19 protein-coding genes are annotated in these 18,153 nt (G+C 33.0%); 9 read left to right on the forward strand and 10 right to left on the reverse strand.

Translation table 11 applies throughout. The features are described 5' to 3' along the window. Nucleotides 1–90: 90 nt before the first annotated feature. Entirely contained in the window at nucleotides 91–1,158 is a 1,068-nt protein-coding gene (locus HHX25_RS03825) for a DUF3810 domain-containing protein (RefSeq protein ID WP_169670314.1), read from the forward strand. Between the two features lies 1 nt (nucleotide 1,159). On the opposite strand, the gene HHX25_RS03830 is transcribed toward HHX25_RS03825, so the two are convergent. Then, nucleotides 1,160–1,954, reverse strand: a complete 795-nt coding sequence (locus HHX25_RS03830) for a DUF6503 family protein (protein WP_169670316.1) — start codon at nucleotides 1,952–1,954, stop codon at nucleotides 1,160–1,162. 240 nt (nucleotides 1,955–2,194) lie between these two features. Here HHX25_RS03830 and HHX25_RS03835 point away from each other — a divergent pair, with 240 nt between their 5' ends. The 4 genes from HHX25_RS03835 (at nucleotide 2,195) to HHX25_RS03850 (ending at nucleotide 6,836) form a co-directional block, all read left to right on the forward strand. Beyond that, entirely contained in the window at nucleotides 2,195–2,995 is an 801-nt protein-coding gene (locus tag HHX25_RS03835) for a TrmH family RNA methyltransferase (RefSeq protein WP_169670318.1), read from the forward strand. A 98-nt stretch (nucleotides 2,996–3,093) separates the two neighbouring features. Beyond that, nucleotides 3,094–4,326: a M48 family metallopeptidase gene (locus HHX25_RS03840; RefSeq protein ID WP_169670320.1), complete on the forward strand. Its 1,233-nt coding sequence runs from the start codon at nucleotides 3,094–3,096 to the stop codon at nucleotides 4,324–4,326. Between the two features lie 55 nt (nucleotides 4,327–4,381). After that, on the forward strand, nucleotides 4,382–4,741 hold the full coding sequence (locus HHX25_RS03845) for a hypothetical protein (RefSeq protein WP_169670322.1): 360 nt from the start codon (nucleotides 4,382–4,384) through the stop codon (nucleotides 4,739–4,741). 298 nt (nucleotides 4,742–5,039) lie between these two features. Continuing rightward, the gene (locus HHX25_RS03850; RefSeq protein WP_169670324.1) at nucleotides 5,040–6,836 is read left to right on the forward strand and encodes a DEAD/DEAH box helicase; all 1,797 of its coding nucleotides are present in this window, start codon (nucleotides 5,040–5,042) and stop codon (nucleotides 6,834–6,836) included. A 141-nt stretch (nucleotides 6,837–6,977) separates the two neighbouring features. On the opposite strand, the gene HHX25_RS03855 is transcribed toward HHX25_RS03850, so the two are convergent. Further along, nucleotides 6,978–8,432 (reverse strand): sialate O-acetylesterase, encoded by a 1,455-nt coding sequence (locus HHX25_RS03855; RefSeq protein WP_169670326.1) that lies wholly within the window; start codon nucleotides 8,430–8,432, stop codon nucleotides 6,978–6,980. Between the two features lie 253 nt (nucleotides 8,433–8,685). On the opposite strand from HHX25_RS03855, the gene HHX25_RS03860 reads away from it, so the two are divergent. Beyond that, a complete protein-coding gene (locus tag HHX25_RS03860) occupies nucleotides 8,686–9,462 on the forward strand; it encodes a carboxypeptidase-like regulatory domain-containing protein (RefSeq protein ID WP_169670328.1) in 777 nt (258 codons plus the stop codon). A gap of 93 nt (nucleotides 9,463–9,555) precedes the next feature. Here the strand turns inward: HHX25_RS03860 and HHX25_RS03865 are convergent, their stop codons facing one another. From HHX25_RS03865 to HHX25_RS03875, 3 genes are read right to left on the reverse strand one after another with little or no spacing between them, the layout of a single operon-like run. After that, nucleotides 9,556–9,933: a VOC family protein gene (locus HHX25_RS03865; protein ID WP_169670330.1), complete on the reverse strand. Its 378-nt coding sequence runs from the start codon at nucleotides 9,931–9,933 to the stop codon at nucleotides 9,556–9,558. 5 nt (nucleotides 9,934–9,938) lie between these two features. Next, complete coding sequence (locus HHX25_RS03870; protein WP_169670332.1) at nucleotides 9,939–10,466, reverse strand: SRPBCC family protein; 528 nt, start codon at nucleotides 10,464–10,466, stop codon at nucleotides 9,939–9,941. Nucleotides 10,467–10,506: 40 nt separating this feature from the next. After that, entirely contained in the window at nucleotides 10,507–11,163 is a 657-nt protein-coding gene (locus tag HHX25_RS03875) for a TrmH family RNA methyltransferase (RefSeq protein WP_169670334.1), read from the reverse strand. Nucleotides 11,164–11,245: 82 nt separating this feature from the next. Here HHX25_RS03875 and HHX25_RS03880 point away from each other — a divergent pair, with 82 nt between their 5' ends. Beyond that, the gene (locus HHX25_RS03880) at nucleotides 11,246–11,926 is read left to right on the forward strand and encodes an SIR2 family NAD-dependent protein deacylase (protein ID WP_169670336.1); all 681 of its coding nucleotides are present in this window, start codon (nucleotides 11,246–11,248) and stop codon (nucleotides 11,924–11,926) included. Between the two features lie 187 nt (nucleotides 11,927–12,113). Here HHX25_RS03880 and HHX25_RS03885 read toward each other — a convergent pair whose 3' ends face one another. From HHX25_RS03885 to HHX25_RS03895, 3 genes are all read right to left on the reverse strand, one after another. Then, nucleotides 12,114–12,533 carry a cupin domain-containing protein gene (locus HHX25_RS03885; protein ID WP_169670339.1) on the reverse strand — a complete coding sequence of 140 codons (420 nt, stop codon included), beginning with the start codon at nucleotides 12,531–12,533 and terminating at the stop codon, nucleotides 12,114–12,116. Nucleotides 12,534–12,548: 15 nt separating this feature from the next. After that, nucleotides 12,549–13,781, reverse strand: coding sequence for a glycosyltransferase (locus tag HHX25_RS03890; protein WP_317169058.1), 1,233 nt, complete (start codon nucleotides 13,779–13,781; stop codon nucleotides 12,549–12,551). An 88-nt stretch (nucleotides 13,782–13,869) separates the two neighbouring features. Then, nucleotides 13,870–14,343 carry a heme-binding domain-containing protein gene (locus HHX25_RS03895; RefSeq protein WP_169670341.1) on the reverse strand — a complete coding sequence of 158 codons (474 nt, stop codon included), beginning with the start codon at nucleotides 14,341–14,343 and terminating at the stop codon, nucleotides 13,870–13,872. Between the two features lie 131 nt (nucleotides 14,344–14,474). On the opposite strand from HHX25_RS03895, the gene HHX25_RS03900 reads away from it, so the two are divergent. Both HHX25_RS03900 and purB read left to right on the forward strand, forming a co-directional pair. Then, nucleotides 14,475–15,050: an adenylosuccinate lyase gene (locus HHX25_RS03900; RefSeq protein WP_169670343.1), complete on the forward strand. Its 576-nt coding sequence runs from the start codon at nucleotides 14,475–14,477 to the stop codon at nucleotides 15,048–15,050. Nucleotides 15,051–15,123: 73 nt separating this feature from the next. Then, nucleotides 15,124–16,467, forward strand: coding sequence for an adenylosuccinate lyase (gene purB / locus HHX25_RS03905; protein ID WP_169670345.1), 1,344 nt, complete (start codon nucleotides 15,124–15,126; stop codon nucleotides 16,465–16,467). 432 nt (nucleotides 16,468–16,899) lie between these two features. On the opposite strand, the gene HHX25_RS03910 is transcribed toward purB, so the two are convergent. Both HHX25_RS03910 and HHX25_RS03915 read right to left on the reverse strand, forming a co-directional pair. Continuing rightward, nucleotides 16,900–17,436, reverse strand: a complete 537-nt coding sequence (locus tag HHX25_RS03910; protein WP_240964226.1) for a DUF4252 domain-containing protein — start codon at nucleotides 17,434–17,436, stop codon at nucleotides 16,900–16,902. Between the two features lie 116 nt (nucleotides 17,437–17,552). Then, on the reverse strand, nucleotides 17,553–18,146 hold the full coding sequence (locus HHX25_RS03915) for a DUF4252 domain-containing protein (protein WP_240964228.1): 594 nt from the start codon (nucleotides 18,144–18,146) through the stop codon (nucleotides 17,553–17,555). Nucleotides 18,147–18,153 lie beyond the last annotated feature (7 nt).

Here is an 18,153-nt window from a genome sequence, read left to right on the forward strand (position 1 = left end):
TTAAATATTCATTAAAATTCGGTTTCTAAATTTTAGAGAATATGTAATTTTACAGAGTCTAATAAATTAATTTTTAGGTATTTTTGGTTTATGCTGAAAAAGAAAAAGACCTTAATAGCATTATCGCTAATTCCGCAGTACTTATTAATTACATGGCTATCTAATCATCCTGATTTTGTTGAGCGGTTTTATAGCAATGGTATTTATCCATTTATTTCGAAAATATTTAGATATACTCTGGGTTGGCTCCCATTTTCTTTTGGCGATTTTGTTTATACTTTTTCAATGGTTTATATCGTTCGATGGTTTTACAAAAACAGAAAACGATTGAGAAAAAACACAAAACAATGGGTTGTCGATGTTTTTTCTGCTGTAGCTATCATGTACTTTGCCTTTCATTTGTTTTGGGGATTTAATTATTATCGGTTGCCATTACACAAAAGCTTAAATATTGCCAATGATTACAACACAGAACAATTAATTGCTGTAACCGAAAAACTCATAAAAAAATCGAATGCGCTTCATTTGAAGATCACTGATAACGATACAATCGGAGTTGATTTGCCGTATAGTAAAGGCGAAGTGCTAAACATGACACCTATAGGCTATGAAAATTTAAAGCAGATATTCCCTCATTTAGAATATCACCCTAAAAGCATAAAAAAGTCGTTGTACAGCTATCCGCTAACCTATATGGGATTTAGTGGTTATTTGAATCCGTTTACTAACGAAGCCCATGTTAATGGATTAATCCCTGTTTACAAAGTTCCTACAACGGCTTCTCATGAAATCGCACATCAATTGGGGTATGCGGCCGAAAATGAAGCTAACTTTATTGGGTGTATGGCAGCTATAAATCATGATGACATCTATTTTAGATACACTGGTTATACTTTTGGACTGCGCTTTTGCTTGAATGAAATTTACAGACGTGACGCATGTTTATTTGAGGATATGGTTGCAGACGTTCATGTAGGTATTTTAAAAAACTACAAAGAAGTACGTGAATTTTGGGAAGCACACGAAAATCCTACAGAACCTTTATTTAAATTATTTTACGGCAACTTTTTAAAGGCTAATAACCAAAATAAAGGTATGAAAAGCTATAGTTATGTAGTCGCTTTATTAGTTAATTATTTTGAAACTAAAAGCTTATAGTTTATTCCACAAGTGTTGCCCCTTCAGGAACTTTGAAAAGGTCTGCATTAGGTTTTTCGGCTGAAAGTTTAATGTTGGTAAACTTCATATCACTCTTCTTAGCAGTAGGCACATTATTTTCATAATGATACCAGGTTAAGGTTTTTGGCAGTAACAGACCATCAATAGTTTGCCAATCACTATAATTTATATACCTAAAGTCCTTACTTTTTTCTTTTGAAAAATAAGTAACGGTATAGCTTAACCATACCATTTGGTTGGTTTCGGAATCATAATACAAAACATATTCATCTTCTGAAGATTCCCCTACTCCACTTTCATAAGAAATCTTAATTCCTGGATATGATTTTCCCTCAAACACTAAAGGTTCTGTATCTTCATAAATAATTCCGTCATCAGCCAATATAAAGGGCATGGCACAAAAGTAAAACATTAAATTATAGTAAAACCTGGCATTGCCTTTATAAGCTAATGAATCTTCTTGCCTTAACCAAACATGAGTCCCATCAAAACCAATCTTAAATGTTTCCGTCTCAATTAATGATTCTCTACTTTTTAAAGCCGTAGTTGTTTTTTCATTGCCTTCTGGATGTTCTATTTCAAATACTAAGGATTGCATCTTTTTCCATACATCCAACCCGCCATGGGCTTTAAACACTTTAGAAATATTTTCTGGATAAATACTAGTGGTCACATCTAGGTTCTCTTCAGAATAGTCTATTTTTTCTTTAGTACCTGTGTTTTTTTTACAGGACACAAATAAAATTATAGTCGTTAAAAAAAGTATATTTTTCATTTTTATATGAATTAACTGATTCTTATAATGCTACATTAAATGGTAATTAAAATGAGTTAGTAAATCAAACTCTTCATAACCATCAACGTCTTCACCACAAATATGGTATTCTATTTACAAAAAACTGGAGGTTCTCTCTTAACTTGATAATAAACAGAAAATGATAAAAAATGAAAAGGAAGAATAGTAATTGTTGTACCATATTTATAGTAAATTTGCCTAAACAAAACTAGCTAATAATTGTCTACAAAATTAATAACCAGTACACAAAACCCAATTATTCGACAACTTACTCAGTTAAAGGATAAGTCGCGCGAACGGAGAAAAACAGGATTGTTTTTAATTGAAGGCATACGCGAAATTTCGTTAGCCTTAAAAGGAAATTATGAGCTAGAAACTATCCTATTTTATCCAGAATTATTTTCTGAAGAAGCGTTAAACAACTTGGATGCCAAATGCGTAAACATCATAGAAATCTCTAAAGAAGTATATCAAAAAATAGCTTATCGTGAGACAACCGAAGGCATTTTAGCAGTAGCCAAAAGTAAAAATCATGATATCACAAATTTAAGACTCAACACTAAAACACCATTAGTTTTAGTGGCTGAAGCTCCTGAAAAACCTGGAAACATAGGTGCTATTTTAAGAACTGCTGATGCTGCTAATGTCGACGCTGTCATCATAGCCAACCCTAAAACAGATCTGTACAATCCTAATATTATTCGGTCTAGTGTAGGCTGTGTATTTACTAATAAAATTGCAACTGGTAATACCTCCGAAATTATCGGTTTTTTAAAAGAAAACCACATCAATGTTTACTGTGCTGCTTTGCAGGCTTCTATAGAATATCACACACAAGATTTCAACGATTCTACGGCTATTGTTGTTGGTACGGAGGCCATCGGACTAAGTAATGAATGGCTTGAAAATTCGACTCAAAATATTATTATCCCCATGCAAGGAGAAATAGATTCTATGAATGTGTCTGTTGCCGCTGGAATTCTTATTTTTGAAGCCAAAAGGCAACGAGGCTTTTTATAAAATGTCATTACGAGGAGAGAAACGACGCGGTAATCTTTGAAATTAAAACAGATTGCCATAACTTTTGTATAGTCTCGCAATGACCAACTTAATTATTTATGACATCAACAACTTTGTTTTACATCATTATCGCCATAATAATTATCAACTTTTTAGTCGATAAAATTCTAGATGCTTTAAATGCAAAGCATTATAATGACGAACTTCCCGAAGATTTACAGGATGTTTATGATGATGCTGAATACAAAAAATCACAAAACTATAAAGCAACTAAATATAAATTTGGAATTTTAACGTCAACATTTTCTATAGTTTTAACCCTAGGCTTTTTATTTTTTGATGGATTTGAATTTGCAGATAACATAGCTAGAGGCTACAGTGATAACCCTATTATCATTGCTTTAATTTTCTTTGGTATCATTATGGTTGGCAGTGACATTATTACTACTCCCTTCTCCTATTACAGCACTTTTGTTATTGAAGAAAAATTTGGTTTCAACAAAACAACGATAAAAACATTTATTCTTGATAAAGTAAAAGGCTGGTTAATGATGATCATTCTTGGTGGTGGTATTTTAGCACTTATTATTTGGTTTTATCAAGTTACAGGAAGTCATTTTTGGTTATATGCCTGGGGAGTCGTAGCTGTATTCACTTTGTTTATGAATATGTTTTACTCTAAACTCATTGTGCCTTTATTCAATAAACAGACCCCTTTAGAAGCAGGAAGCTTACGAGATAAAATTTCTGAATATGCCCAAACGGTTGGTTTTAAACTCGATAAAATATTTGTGATTGACGGTTCAAAACGTAGCACCAAAGCAAATGCCTATTTTTCTGGATTTGGTAGTGAAAAACGCGTAACACTTTACGATACGCTAATTAACGACCTAGATGATGAAGAAATTGTAGCAGTACTGGCACATGAAGTAGGTCATTATAAAAAGAAACATATTATTTTTAATTTATTTGCATCTGTTCTATTAACAGGGCTAACGTTTTTTATTCTGTCACTTTTTATTTCAAACCCGTTACTATCAAATGCTATCGGAGTTGAAATACCGAGTTTCCATATCGGGCTTATTGCTTTCGGACTCCTATATTCCCCTATCTCCGAAATTACAGGTTTGATAATGAATGTCTTCTCCAGAAAGTTTGAATACCAAGCCGATGATTATGCAAAAAACACGTATAAAGCAGAACCATTAATTACATCACTAAAAAAACTCTCTAAAAACAGTTTGAGTAACTTAACACCGCATCCCGCTTATGTCTTTATGCATTACTCGCATCCTACTCTTTTAGAGCGGATTATAAATTTAAAAAAATAAACCTAGACGCAACCATTTGCAGTCATGTGCATCTATAAATAAACTTTGACTGTATATGAAAAATTTTTACTTCTTTTTGTTTTTATTTTTAATTCTCTTTTCTTGTTCAAATTCAAATACTGATAAAGACACTTTAGACATTAATGGACTTTTCACTTATACAACTCCCAATTGTAACAATGGAGGCAACCCAGAAATAAATTGTATTCTATTTATTAAATTTTTAGATGAATCAACGGTTGATGTCTTGATTGACGGTGGAGATATTGTTTATCGAACTGATTATGTAATAAATGATGGTGAAATTAATTTTAGCAAAAAACCTGGGTTAAATTACGACATCTCCTTCAAGATAATAAATGAGACAACTCTAAAGCACATTCAAAATGATAATATTTGGTTGAAGAGTGAATAATCCTATGCTATCAATCAAACAACTTCTATTAATTATCTACCCCATAAATAGCAAATGGCTAAAACATACTTGACCATGAAATATCCCTCAAATAAAATCATTATCTAAACTCCTAAGTCATAAGATTTTCACCTCTACAGGAATGGCAAATAAAAAAAGCTTATATTTGCCGCTTGAAACTCCAAAATGGGGTTAAATTCCTCAGAGTGAGGGTGTGTTATTAGAAGTTTAAGGTTAAGTATGTCGATTCGCTTCTTTATGTAACACTGCATAACATAATCGAATACTTATTAAAAGAATGAGCACATTCCAAGAATTAGGTCTTAATAACGACCTATTGCAAGCAATTACAGATTTAGGTTTTATAAAACCAAGTGAAGTACAAGAAAAGGCCATCCCTATTTTATTAGACTCTGAAGGTGATCTGGTAGCCTTAGCCCAAACAGGAACTGGTAAAACAGCAGCTTTTGGTTTTCCAATGCTTGAAAAAATAGATGCTAATAGCCGAACAACGCAAGGTTTAATTTTATCACCTACAAGAGAGCTCTGTTTACAAATTGCCAACGAAATGAAACAATATGGTAAATATTGCAAGGGTCTTAATGTGGTTGCTATTTATGGTGGTTCCAGTATTACAGAGCAGTCCAGAGAGGTTAAAAGAGGCGCTCAAATTATTGTAGCAACACCTGGACGTATGAAGGATATGATTAGTAGACGTTTGGTTGACATTACCAAAATACAATATTCTGTTTTAGATGAGGCTGATGAGATGCTGAATATGGGCTTTAAAGAAGATATCACAGATATTTTATCACATACACCTGAAGATAAAAGCACCTGGCTATTTTCTGCAACTATGCCCCGTGAAGTAGCAGCTATTGCTAAAAACTTCATGCACAATCCTCAGGAAATTACAGTCGGAAATAAAAACGAAAGTACCACCAACGTATCACACGAATATTATTTGGTAAACGCCAGAGATCGCTACCAAGCCTTAAAACGTCTTGCAGATGCAAATCCTGATATATTTTCTGTGGTATTTTGTCGTACCAAACGCGATACTCAAAAAGTGGCAGAAAATCTTATTGAAGATGGTTATAATGCAGGTGCTTTGCATGGAGATTTAAGTCAGAATCAACGTGATTTGGTAATGAATGCCTTTAGAAAAAAACAAATTCAAATGTTAGTGGCTACCGATGTAGCTGCCAGAGGTATTGATGTTGATGATGTTACACATGTAATAAATTATCAATTACCAGACGAAATTGAAACCTACACCCATCGTTCTGGACGAACTGGACGTGCAGGAAAAACCGGGGTTTCTATGGTCATTGTTTCCAAAAGCGAGGTGCGTAAAATAAAAAGCATTGAGCGTATCATTAAACGTCAGTTTGAGAAAAAAGAGATTCCTGATGGTATGGAAATATGCGAGGTTCAATTAATGTCCCTAGCAAACAAAGTTCACAATACTGAAATTAATCATGAAATAGATAAATATTTAGCTAATATTAATGAGTTATTTGAGGACACCAATAAAGAAGAATTAATTAAAAAGTTCTTCTCAGTTGAGTTTACGCGCTTCTACAACTATTACAAAAAGGCCAAAAATTTAAATGTATCTTATGATGATAGTCGTGATAGTGGACGTCATTCTGGAGGCAGATCCGATTCTACGCGCTACTTTATTAATGTTGGAGGCAAAGATGGCTTCGACTGGATGAAACTTAAAGATTTCTTAAAAGAACAGTTACAACTTGGAAGAGACGATGTTTTTAAAGTTGAAGTAAAAGATAGCTTCTCATTTTTTAATACTGAAAACGAATTAAAAGAAAAAGTATTAGCATTCTTCACCGACTTTAAACACGAAGGTCGTTTTGTTAATGTTGAAGTATCTGAAAATCGTGGTGGCGGAAGACGTAACGACAGAAAACGAGGTAGAAGACGCGATGACAGAAAAGGTGGTGGAAGACGTGACGATAGAAAATATAATTCTGGAAACAGAAGTGAAAGACGTCGTTCTGAAAGTGCTTCAAAGCCTAGACGCTCTAATTCTGAGAGTTCTAATGCCTTTAAACCCCGACGTTCCAGAAGGTAGTAATTGAATTAACATTATTAATAAGATACACACAAAGCAGGTATCTACTCATATTTTATCGTGTTTAGAAAGATTCGTAGGCTTGCACCTACAACTAATTTTATATGGCAACTTCTGTCTCACTTATTATTTTATTATTCTTCAGTTATCCCAACTGTCGGTTCTAAATGGTGAAGCTGGATTCCCTCCAGTATCGTACAAATGTCCTGTAAACCAATTACTCCAACAATAACGAACGGCAACGGGGTTTGATACTTTTTCATGATACACTTCCAAAAGAGGCCTCCTTTTATGGTGAGGTTTATCATATTCGATCTTCACTTTTGCCTTGGCTTGGTAGAAGACCTTATCTGCACCAGCAATTAAAAAACCTGTTAAGGGTTTATTAAATGTAGTCAGTCCTTTAGGTGCATTTTTAAATTCAAGAATGGCGCTTCCTTTAACGATCTCCATACCTTTATATATAGGGCCTCCGCAAAGAATATTTCGATACCCATAGGTCTTGTTTAAAGCTAAGTAAGACAAACGGTCTCCTACTTCTTTTTTTTGCCCTGGATGAATATTCCATCTATCTCCCACATCATTAGTCGTTGCCATGCCTGTATTAGGTATTATATCTAACGTTTTAAGTTGTGCATCTCTAATCACATAAGATTTTTTTTCCTTTTGGTATTCAAATGGTGCAATCTGTACATAATAAAAAGGGAAATTTCCTTGTCCCCATAAACTGCGCCATCGGCTTATCATAGCAGGAAAAAGAGAATAATATTTTTTGGGACTGCCAAAAATATTTGATTCGCCTTGATACCACAAAACACCTTTAATTCTCATACCTACTAAAGGATTTACCATAGCATTAAAGAGGACTGTTGGGGTCTGAAATACCATTTTATCAGTTCCAATCTCAGATAGATTTGTTTCTTTAAATTCATTCTTCAAGATTTCTCTGTCCATCCAGGCTTCAACCCTTGTACCTCCCTTGCTTGTATTAACAATACCAACTGGTACCTGTAAACTTTTATACAATTGCAAGGCAAAAAAATATCCAACAGCAGTGAAATTAGCAACCGTATTGAGATGTGCTTCCTCCCACTTAGCTTCACAATCATTAAGCGGGGTTGCCGAATAGTTTTGTTTCACAAAACACTGACGAATAAAAGAATTCTTGCTACTGGCAATATATTCATTACTACCTATTATTGGTTCATTGGCATTACCTTTTACTTGCATTTCCATGTTGGACTGTCCAGAACAAAGCCAAACCTCTCCGAAAAGAATATTTTCCAATGTAATAGTAGTTATACCTGCAGAAATTTCAATCGTATGTTGTTTTAAATCGGCTTTTGGTACTGGAATCGCAATTTTCCAATAACCTTTTTCATTAGTGGCTGTAATCAATTCTCCTGTCAACCAAGAAGATTTCAACAGTATTTTTTGATTTTTTTTCGCCCAGCCCCAAATATAATTTTCTTCGTTCTGTTGTAACACCATGTTATCTCCAAAGATGTTGGCAATACTTAATTGAGAATAAGAAATCTTACTATTAAAAAGTAAGACAAATAAAATATAGAATATTTTTAAATTGGAAATCTTCATAGGGTGAATAGTTTATTGAGTTTTGCGAATCTGCAAATTAGTATGATTCTTTGAGTAAGATAACAATCTTAAACGAGAACAACATTATTTTTAAAATTTGCAATTCCAGTTCAAGTAAAAAAAGCTCTTATTCTCGTTTATAAGATGAAATTTTTTTGTTAATTTTTAGTCAAATTACGACTAAACTGATGCTTTTGACGTTTTGTTTAGTATTTTAGCTATTGAATTTAATATATGAAATGATTCATTACTCATGAAAAACTACCTGCTCCTTTTTTCTTTTATATTGACTTCTGCTATCTGTATAGGGCAAGAAGCTGGTAAGGTGTTCGGTGTTGTTGTGAATTCATCAAATGATTCACCACTCGAAAATGTTAATATTGTTAACCTTAATCAGGTTATTGGTACGACGACCAATAAAAAAGGGGAATTTGAAATTTCCGCCAAGGCAAACGATACACTGCATTTTTCATATTTAGGTTTTAAATCGATAAAAGTTAGGGTTACCAACGACTGGTTAAAGTTTGGAAGCTCTAAAATTGAATTAACAGAACTGGCTTTAGCCCTTGAAGAAGTGGTTGTAAACCAACTAAAACTTACAGGCTATTTAGAAGTTGACATAAAACAACTACCTGCCATTAACAATAATTATCGCTATAGTATTTCCGGGTTACCTAGTACAGGCTATGAAGCTGGCTCAAAAGGTGCCATTACCAAAATTATTGGGTCTATTTTTAATCCTGCCGATTTTTTACATCGTATGTTTGGTAAAAAACCAAACGAGTTACGAAAGTTAAAAAAGATGAAAGAAGATGATGAAATTAGAAACTTATTGGCATCGCGATTTGATAGGGAAATGCTAACCGTTTTATTACAAGTAGACCGTGTTGATCTTGATGAAATTGTAAGTCAATGCAATTACTCTAAAGGCTTTATACAAACTGCTAACGATTTGCAAATCCTCGATGCAATTAGCGAGTGCTATGAAGAATATAAATTGTTAAGCCGGGGCCGAAGCAAAAGAATTTAGAATAAAAGAAGACTTTCTTTATTGATAAAAACAGTTTTAGATTCTTCAGTAGTCCCTCACAGAATGCTGATAAACAAACTTTTAATGACAATTTTAGGCTCTGGAATGTAAAGCTATCCTATTGCCTTCACTATCTATAAATACAGCCATATAGCCAATATCTGGTGAGATTTGGGTTTTGGCTTGAACTACTTGTCCTCCGGCATCTTCTACTCTACTTAATTCGTTATCAACATCTTCGGAATTAAAATATACCAGAGTTCCTTTTTTATCACTCGGTTCATAAGCTTGATTTTTAATTAACGAACCTGCTGCTCCTGGTTTGCCTTCACTAAATGGAAACCACCCCATTAGAGTACCTCCAAAATCTTGCACTTGTATTTCTATTTTGAATACCGCATTGTAAAAGGTTGTAGCTCGATCCATGTTAATTACAGGAACCTCAAACCAACCCACCATATTATTATCCATAATTTCTAATTTTCTAAAATTTCTTTTAAACTTGACAAACCTTCTTCAAAATCTTTTCCTATGTGCTTATCAACATTATAAAGCATCATAAAAATATTTGCAGGTATCTTATTAATACCTGTAAACCCCCAGGTTACTTCTGTATTACCATCTCCAGCATCTTTTACACTTAAAAAAGCATCAGACTCGGATTTCCAAGGTTTAAAAAACCGTAATTTGGATTCTACACGATCATTTTCAACAATATTCAAAATCTCCTGCTCTCCTACACCAACATCTTTATTCCCTTCCCATTTAACCGTAAATCCAATTTCACCATCATTACCAACAAATTCCTGCTTCATGTTTGGATCTTTCTTTTTCCAGGGAGACCAATTATCTTGGTTCTTAATATGCTTCAAATATTGAAATACTTCTGGAAGTGCTTTTTTTATTAGTATGCTTCTATTTACTTGAGTTTTTTTGGGAGCTATCAGTGCTAAAATAACGAATAGACCAACTAATGTAAGAATTACATAAAGTGCTACATGCATGATTAACAGATTAATAATTAGTGCTTTAAAATTACAAAAATTATTGCTTATTATAAAAACGGGCAACAATCTCATCATAACTTTTAATCGTTTTTGTAATCCAATCCAAACGTTTTTCCAACATTTCTTGTTCAGTCAATTGCCAATTAATATTAGTTTGTCTTAATTTAGTAGTGACATGCTGTAAAATAATTGCTGCTGATACCGATATATTCAAACTCTCGGTAAAACCGACCATAGGGATTTTTAAATAACAATCCGCTGCACCTAAAACCTCCTGAGATAAGCCATCGATTTCCCTTCCAAAGAAAAAACATGATTTTTTAGTAACATCAAACGCATGTAATTCACAATCGTTTGTATGGGGAGTCGTAGCCACAATTTGATAGCCTTTTTCTTTTAAATTTGAAATACAATCCTCTACGGTTTGGTATCTATTTAAATCTACCCACTTTTGGGCCCCCATAGCAATCTCCCTATCTATGCGCTTGGAATTACGTTCTTCAACAATATTGACTTCTTGGATGCCAAACACATCGCAACTACGAATGACTGCACTAGTGTTATGTAATTGGTAAACATCTTCCGTAGCCACTGTAAAATGCTTTGTACGCTGGCATAGTACCTTTTCAAAACGTTCTTTACGATTTTCTGTTAAATATGTTTCTAAGTGCTCTAAAAGTTTTAAATCGACCATATGCTAGTAAAATATCTAATTTAATAAAAAAGTGTCGATTCTTTACCTAGTGGGAATCATAAATAATAACTACTTTTATCATATGAAAAAACATCTAGTCGTACTTACAGGTGCTGGTATGAGTGCAGAAAGCGGCATTAAAACCTTTAGAGATGCCGATGGTTTATGGGAAGGCCACGATGTTATGGAAGTGGCAACTCCCGAAGGCTTTAAAGCAAACCCCGAATTGGTTTTAGACTTTTATAACCAACGTCGTAAACAGCTTTTTGAAGTAACTCCCAATACTGCTCATTACGATTTGGCCAAACTTGAAGACTATTTTAAAGTTACCATTATTACGCAAAATGTTGATGATTTACATGAACGCGCAGGAAGCAGCAATGTAATTCATTTACACGGTGAACTTTTAAAAGTAAGAAGTACTGGTGACGAGCGTGATGTACAAGCATGGCAATCTGATTTGGTTTTAGGTGATACATGCCAAAAAGGCTACCAGTTGCGGCCTCATATTGTTTGGTTTGGCGAAGATGTTCCTATGATTGAAAAAGCGATTTCTATTTGTGAAACTGCCGACATACTAACAATTATTGGTACATCCATGCAAGTATATCCTGCTGCTGGTTTGATGCATTATGTCCCAAAAAATACACCAACCTATTTTATAGACCCTAAACCCAATATAGCCAGTAAAGAAAACTTAACGGTTATTGCTGAACCTGCTACGGTTGGGGTTTCAAAAATTTTAAGTATGCTAAATAAATAGTACCTCCTGTTTTTTGATTGAAGCGATTTAAACTTTTTTGATTGAAGGGAAAAATAGCAATTTTATTCCCAAGTGAGGACTTTTTTGAACTGCATAGCATCGCTACGGAGTAATAAAAAGGCAAAATGTGGGGATAAAAGAGAATTTTGCAGCCAATTATAAAAAGTTTAAATTACTTTATTAGAACCTATTCTTTTTCAACAACCGTAATGGGCAAATCTTCTGTACCCGAATAAAACACTACAATTTCGGCAGGCTTATTGCCTTTATTAATACCATAATGTACTTTGTTTACAAGTTCTACAATAACATCGCCAGCCTTAAGTTCTAAAATATTGTTAGCTTCATCTACGACAGTCAGTGCGCCTTTTAATAAAATACCTGAATTAATTACAGGATGATAATGCTTGTGCAATGTCGTTTTAGGCGGAATCGTTATTTTTAAAACGGTAATTTTTGGGCTTCCCTTTGGGTAATTTGGCAACTTGTCACCATTCCAACTCTTTGTCGTTTCAGCCAGCTTAACGACCTGTATTTCTTTTGTTTTAATAGCCCTACAGGATGACAAAACCAATACAAAGCTTAAAAAAATGAGTATTTTATTCATTTTCAATTAATTTTTTTATTTATTCTTTTCCTCAATCCACTTACTCATAAATTTAGTACTCTGTAATCCATGATGCCATAACATTTGCCCCGTGAAGTTTTTAAGTCGATGATCATTCAATTTCATAATTATTTCCTCTATCTGCAAACTTAGGTTCTGTTGATGTATTTTGATATTAAAACGCTCGTTAAGAACCTTGATTCCGTTTTTTTGTTTTTCTTCCCAGATATTTTTATTGGTATATAATGCCATTGCTTTTTCCACAAATTTTTCTGGAGTATCTTCTATAAAACCATTAACTCCCATACTACCAAACATACCCTCGCTCCCCACATTTGTTATCATACAAGGCGTACCATTTTGCATAGCATCAACCAATTTTCCTTTTAAACCAGCTCCAAATCTTATGGGTGCCAAACAAACTCTGGAACGTTGCATAACATCATGTACATCTTCAGCAAAACCTTTAACTAAAAATCCTTGGTTTTCATTATGTAACTGATTAACTTTTTGTGACGCATAGGCTCCATAAATATGTAATTCTGCTGTTGGTAATTGTTTTTTTACCAATGGCCAAATGGTTTCCTTTAAGTACAATACCGCATTATAATTAGGTTCATGTAAAAAATTACCAATGGTTATAAAATGCTGGCGTTCATCAAAATTTGGAAGTTTTTCAATAGTGCCTTCTGTGATTTCATCTAACATAAAAGGCAAATAATGCAATAAAACACTATCGATTCTAAAATCGTTTTTAAGAATCTCCATTTCAACTTCAGAAATAATCAAACTTAAATCACTTCTATAAATACTTGCTATTTCCCGTTTTGCTGTATCATTAAACAAATAAGAGGTATCAAATGTTTTACCTTCTTTAAAAGCTTGTTGCCTTCCTTTTCTTAAACAGTGCAAATCTTCAGTATCTAAAACCCTCAACGCATCCGGGCATTGCTCAGCAACACGCCAACCAAATTGCTCCTCCATCATAAAACGGTCAAATAAGACGATATCTGGATGCAATTTTTTTATAAAAACATCAAAACTAGCATGATTTAATTCAATAGAAACTTGTTCAACTCCTATGGTGGTCAAATCGAAAGCATTGTCATTTTTAGCACAGGGACTAGAAAATGTTATTTGATAATTCTTAGTCTTAAAAAAATCAATTAATTGCATCATCCTACTACCAGCAGCAGAACTTTTTGGCTCTGGCCAAACAAAACCAATAATCAAAAGCTTTTTTATCACTAATTCAAGATTATCTTTCGTTGAAATTATATAATTGTATCACTTGTTCGAAATAATCATTTCCCGAATACTACTACCTACTGAAAACTTATTCAGGTTTTGGTTCTAAGCTGTATTTAAAACGTACTTGTTTTGCCCAATCGACAATAGTAGCTATTTGTGCATCTGTAAGTTTAGCTTCTGTATGTGTCCAAGTATAAGAATTAAGAGGCATACTCCTATCTTCAACCATTTCTATAAGCTCTTCAAATTTGTGATCTTTTCTTTTCGCAGAGTTTCCCTCCCAATTAGATACATTAAAATGCTTTTTCCCATGTTTTATATGGTCTGCCAACCAATAATTCACAGGTGTGATATGATTATACCAAGGATATCTAGTAAAATCACTATGACAATCAAAACAACTCTCCTTTAAAATGATTTTAACATCTTCCGGCGGGTTTGTCTCTTTAAAAAAGGCTTCAATTGACACCAAATCCCCAGCATTTTTTTCTGGCCCAAAAAATTGAGCAATAATAAATATGATCAATAATAATAGGAGTATCTTTTTTATTATTTTCATCTGGATATGTTTATTGTTTTTTTAATTGTTGGATACGATTCGCATATTAAACATTTTTATTAATATTGAGTCATAAATTATACACATTTATTATAAAGTAATTTAGAAACTTAAAAATAAATAAAATTCTTATGACTTTAGAAGAATTCCATAAAGAGTTAAACTACGTGAATACTTCTCGTGAGAACCGAATGAAATATGCTAATAAAGTTTTAAATAATATGGGTTTATTTCCAAAACTCATAGACATTTTATTTATGGTCGATGATAAAGTATCAAGTAGAGCTGCCTGGATTTTAGAGTTTGTTTGTGCAGAATATATCTATGCCATGGTGCCTTATTTAGAAACATTTACTAAAAATATTAACAAAATCCATTTAGATTCGTCTGTACGCCCAGTTTCTAAAGTCTGTGAATTTATCACTAAAGCTTACTATGCTAAAAGACCTAATCCCATAAAAAAAGCATTGACTCCTAAACATAAAGAACGAATCATTGAAGCTTGCTTTGATTGGATGATTAATGATCAAAAAGTAGCACCAAAAGTATATGCTATGGAGTCCTTATTTCTTTACGGAACTGATTATAAATGGATTCATCCAGAATTAACACAAATTTTAGAACAAGATTTTCATAAACAAAGTGCGGGTTTTAAGGCTAGAGCTAAACGCACGTTACTTAAAATAAAGAAAAACGAAACCTCCTAAAAAATCCTAAATCAGATACCAAAAAACGCGAATCAAAAACGTATCTTTGCAACTTCAAAAAAAACACATCACAATGTCATTATCAACATTAAATGCCATCTCTCCTATTGATGGACGATATCGAAATAAAGTTAACGAATTAGCACCTTATTTTTCTGAAGAAGCACTTATAAAATATCGTGTTTTAGTAGAAATTGAATATTTTATTGCACTTTGTGAAATTCCGTTACCACAACTCAAAAATATTGATAAAGGCATTTTTAAGGACTTAAGAAACATCTATAAGGATTTCTCTGAAGATGATGCCTTAGCTATTAAAAAAATTGAGGGCGTTACCAATCACGATGTTAAAGCTGTAGAATATTTTATAAAAGAAAAATTTGATGCTTTAAATCTATCACAGTATAAAGAATTTATCCACTTCGGATTAACTTCTCAAGATATTAATAATACGGCCATTCCTTTAAGTATTAAGGAAGCCATGAACGATGTATATGTTCCAGAATATTTTAATGTTTTAAATAAATTAAAATCGTTAACCCAAGACTGGGCCTCTATTTCTATGCTTGCCAGAACACACGGGCAACCAGCATCACCTACACGTTTAGGAAAAGAAATCGAGGTCTTTGTAAAACGCTTAGAGGAACAATTTAATTTATTAAACGATATACCGAGTGCGGCTAAATTTGGTGGTGCCACTGGTAATTTTAATGCTCATCATGTAGCCTACCCAGACATAGATTGGAAAGCATTTGGCTCTAAATTCGTGCAAGAACAGTTAGGATTACAACATTCATTTCCGACAACTCAAATTGAACATTATGATCATATGGCTGCCTTGTTTGATACCTTAAAACGAATAAATACCATTTTAATTGATTTAGATCGAGATATTTGGACTTATGTTTCAATGGATTATTTCAAGCAAAAGATTAAAGCAGGTGAAGTTGGAAGTTCTGCTATGCCACATAAAGTAAATCCTATTGATTTTGAAAATAGTGAAGGAAACCTAGGTATTGCCAATGCTGTTTTCGAACATTTATCGGCGAAACTTCCTATTTCCAGATTACAGCGCGATTTAACAGATAGCACAGTTTTACGTAATGTTGGTGTCCCCTTTGGACATACGCTCATTGGTTTTAAATCGACCTTAAAAGGTCTTGATAAATTACTTTTAAATGAATCTAAATTTGCTGAGGATTTAGAAAATAATTGGGCTGTGGTTGCCGAAGCTATTCAAACCATTTTACGCCGTGAAGCCTATCCAAATCCATACGAAGCTTTAAAGGGATTAACAAGAACCAATGCTAAAATTAACCAAGATTCTATTTCTAATTTTATTGACACTTTAGAGGTTTCTGATACAATAAAAGAAGAATTAAAACGTATTACACCTAGTAATTATACTGGAATCTAAAAAATTATATGCTAACCGATAAACAATCCTTGCTATTTTGTGGTCTCATGGCTGGTGGCATTTTTGTTGCTGGAATTTTAGACATCTTAAATAATTTTATTGTTTTAACGGTTCTCACAATCATATTTTTAACTATTATCATCAATCTGTTTTATTCAAAAAAAAATCAGAAAGAAGACACGGAAAATCAAAACAACTCGAAATAGAGAAAAGAGACCGTCTAAAAAGTTTTTATAATTTGGTTTGTCAGGTTGAGCTTGTCGAAACCCATATTGAATATTATTAAGTTAAAACATTTCGACAGGCTCAATGTGACATATACTTACTTTTAGACAGCCTCTTTTTATTCCTCATATTTACGAGACTGAAAATCTTTAAAATAAATCTTGAGATAAAACCTCAAGCTTTCTTTTCTATTAACATAACTATAAATTATTTAAAGAAATTCATTAGGTTTTCTACCTGGCTTTCATCAATATCAGCCTTTTGTAAGGCAGTAATTAAGGTTACCATTTTATCTGGACTCATATCGTTTCCTAACACACGGATAATTCCGAATCCTAAATCTTTAGAGCTTCCAAAAACAATAACTTCATCAGCTTCATCATCTGTACCAACATATTTTACAATAATTTTTCTTCCCTTATCGTTAAACTCCATAAGGTCATTATACTTTTTATCTTTCAAAATAGTTTTAACCTTTGCCAATTCGGTTTTAAATGTCTTTGCCTCGCTTACTTTATAGCCCAAAAAGTTCAATCTTTTTACAGAATTAAAAGCTTCATTTTGCTCTTCTGAAAAATGAGACTTATCTAATTTTACCATAGAAATTGGTATATCTTGCGATATAAAGTTGCTGGACTCTTGGTTGTCCACAAAATAATGTTGTAAACTGGCTTCACTTGCACAGCTTGCCAACATTATTGTTATAGATAATATGTAAAATATATGTTTGATTGTTCGCTTCATCTGTTTTTATTTATTTGTGTTTGATGTTAGATACTCAGATGTTATTTACATATCTAAAGGTTTCTATATTTGCTGAAACCTTTAGATACGTTTCTTTTTTGATTGATGATTATTTCTTAGTGTTCTTTCTCTAAATGTTTCCCTCCTGGTATATTCATTTTTTCGGTAAGCTTAGAGATTTCATTTAAATCGATATCTCCAGTAAGCGATACAACCACAGTTTCAATTTTTCTATGCTCGCCGTTAATTTCAACGCCTTGGCCTTTCATGGCTTTATCAATACCATTTACAAAAATTAAAAGCTCTTTTACATGATCTGCATCTTTACCTTCTTTCACATAAAATTTCACTTCGGTACCATCATCTTTAACTTCCATTAACTCTTCTAGAGAGCTAGATCGAGACTTTACCCATTTTGTAATATCTCCCGAAATGGCTTTGTTATCGGTTACAATTGTTTTAAAACTCGTAATACTTTTTACCATATCCATATAAGCTTTGGCTTCGGCATCTTCTACATTAATACCCATTTTGGCTATCATTTGAAACATTTTGGGTTTAATGGACACATAAGTCACATCGGAGTTATCACTATATTTATCAAAAATATTTTGAGCCATTCCTGTTAATGGTACTAACATTAATGCCATTATGAATACAATTACTTTTTTATTCATCTTTCCTTTATTAAAATTTATTATCGTTTTCATTTTTATG

The organism is Flavivirga algicola (assembly GCF_012910715.1).
Lineage (GTDB): Bacteria > Bacteroidota > Bacteroidia > Flavobacteriales > Flavobacteriaceae > Flavivirga > Flavivirga algicola.

Bases quoted from the DNA above. Each gene is read 5' to 3' on its own strand.
- HHX25_RS03825 (WP_169670314.1), top strand. From the start codon at position 91: ATGCTGAAAAAGAAAAAGACCTTAATAGCATTATCGCTAATTCCGCAG.
- HHX25_RS03830 (WP_169670316.1), bottom strand. From the start codon at position 1,954: ATGAAAAATATACTTTTTTTAACGACTATAATTTTATTTGTGTCCTGT.
- HHX25_RS03840 (WP_169670320.1), top strand. From the start codon at position 3,094: ATGACATCAACAACTTTGTTTTACATCATTATCGCCATAATAATTATC.
- HHX25_RS03845 (WP_169670322.1), top strand. From the start codon at position 4,382: ATGAAAAATTTTTACTTCTTTTTGTTTTTATTTTTAATTCTCTTTTCT.
- HHX25_RS03850 (WP_169670324.1), top strand. From the start codon at position 5,040: ATGAGCACATTCCAAGAATTAGGTCTTAATAACGACCTATTGCAAGCA.
- HHX25_RS03855 (WP_169670326.1), bottom strand. From the start codon at position 8,432: ATGAAGATTTCCAATTTAAAAATATTCTATATTTTATTTGTCTTACTT.
- HHX25_RS03860 (WP_169670328.1), top strand. From the start codon at position 8,686: ATGAAAAACTACCTGCTCCTTTTTTCTTTTATATTGACTTCTGCTATC.
- HHX25_RS03865 (WP_169670330.1), bottom strand. From the start codon at position 9,933: ATGGATAATAATATGGTGGGTTGGTTTGAGGTTCCTGTAATTAACATG.
- HHX25_RS03870 (WP_169670332.1), bottom strand. From the start codon at position 10,466: ATGCATGTAGCACTTTATGTAATTCTTACATTAGTTGGTCTATTCGTT.
- HHX25_RS03875 (WP_169670334.1), bottom strand. From the start codon at position 11,163: ATGGTCGATTTAAAACTTTTAGAGCACTTAGAAACATATTTAACAGAA.
- HHX25_RS03880 (WP_169670336.1), top strand. From the start codon at position 11,246: ATGAAAAAACATCTAGTCGTACTTACAGGTGCTGGTATGAGTGCAGAA.
- HHX25_RS03885 (WP_169670339.1), bottom strand. From the start codon at position 12,533: ATGAATAAAATACTCATTTTTTTAAGCTTTGTATTGGTTTTGTCATCC.
- HHX25_RS03895 (WP_169670341.1), bottom strand. From the start codon at position 14,343: ATGAAAATAATAAAAAAGATACTCCTATTATTATTGATCATATTTATT.
- HHX25_RS03900 (WP_169670343.1), top strand. From the start codon at position 14,475: ATGACTTTAGAAGAATTCCATAAAGAGTTAAACTACGTGAATACTTCT.
- purB (WP_169670345.1), top strand. From the start codon at position 15,124: ATGTCATTATCAACATTAAATGCCATCTCTCCTATTGATGGACGATAT.
- HHX25_RS03910 (WP_240964226.1), bottom strand. From the start codon at position 17,436: ATGAAGCGAACAATCAAACATATATTTTACATATTATCTATAACAATA.
- HHX25_RS03915 (WP_240964228.1), bottom strand. From the start codon at position 18,146: ATGAAAACGATAATAAATTTTAATAAAGGAAAGATGAATAAAAAAGTA.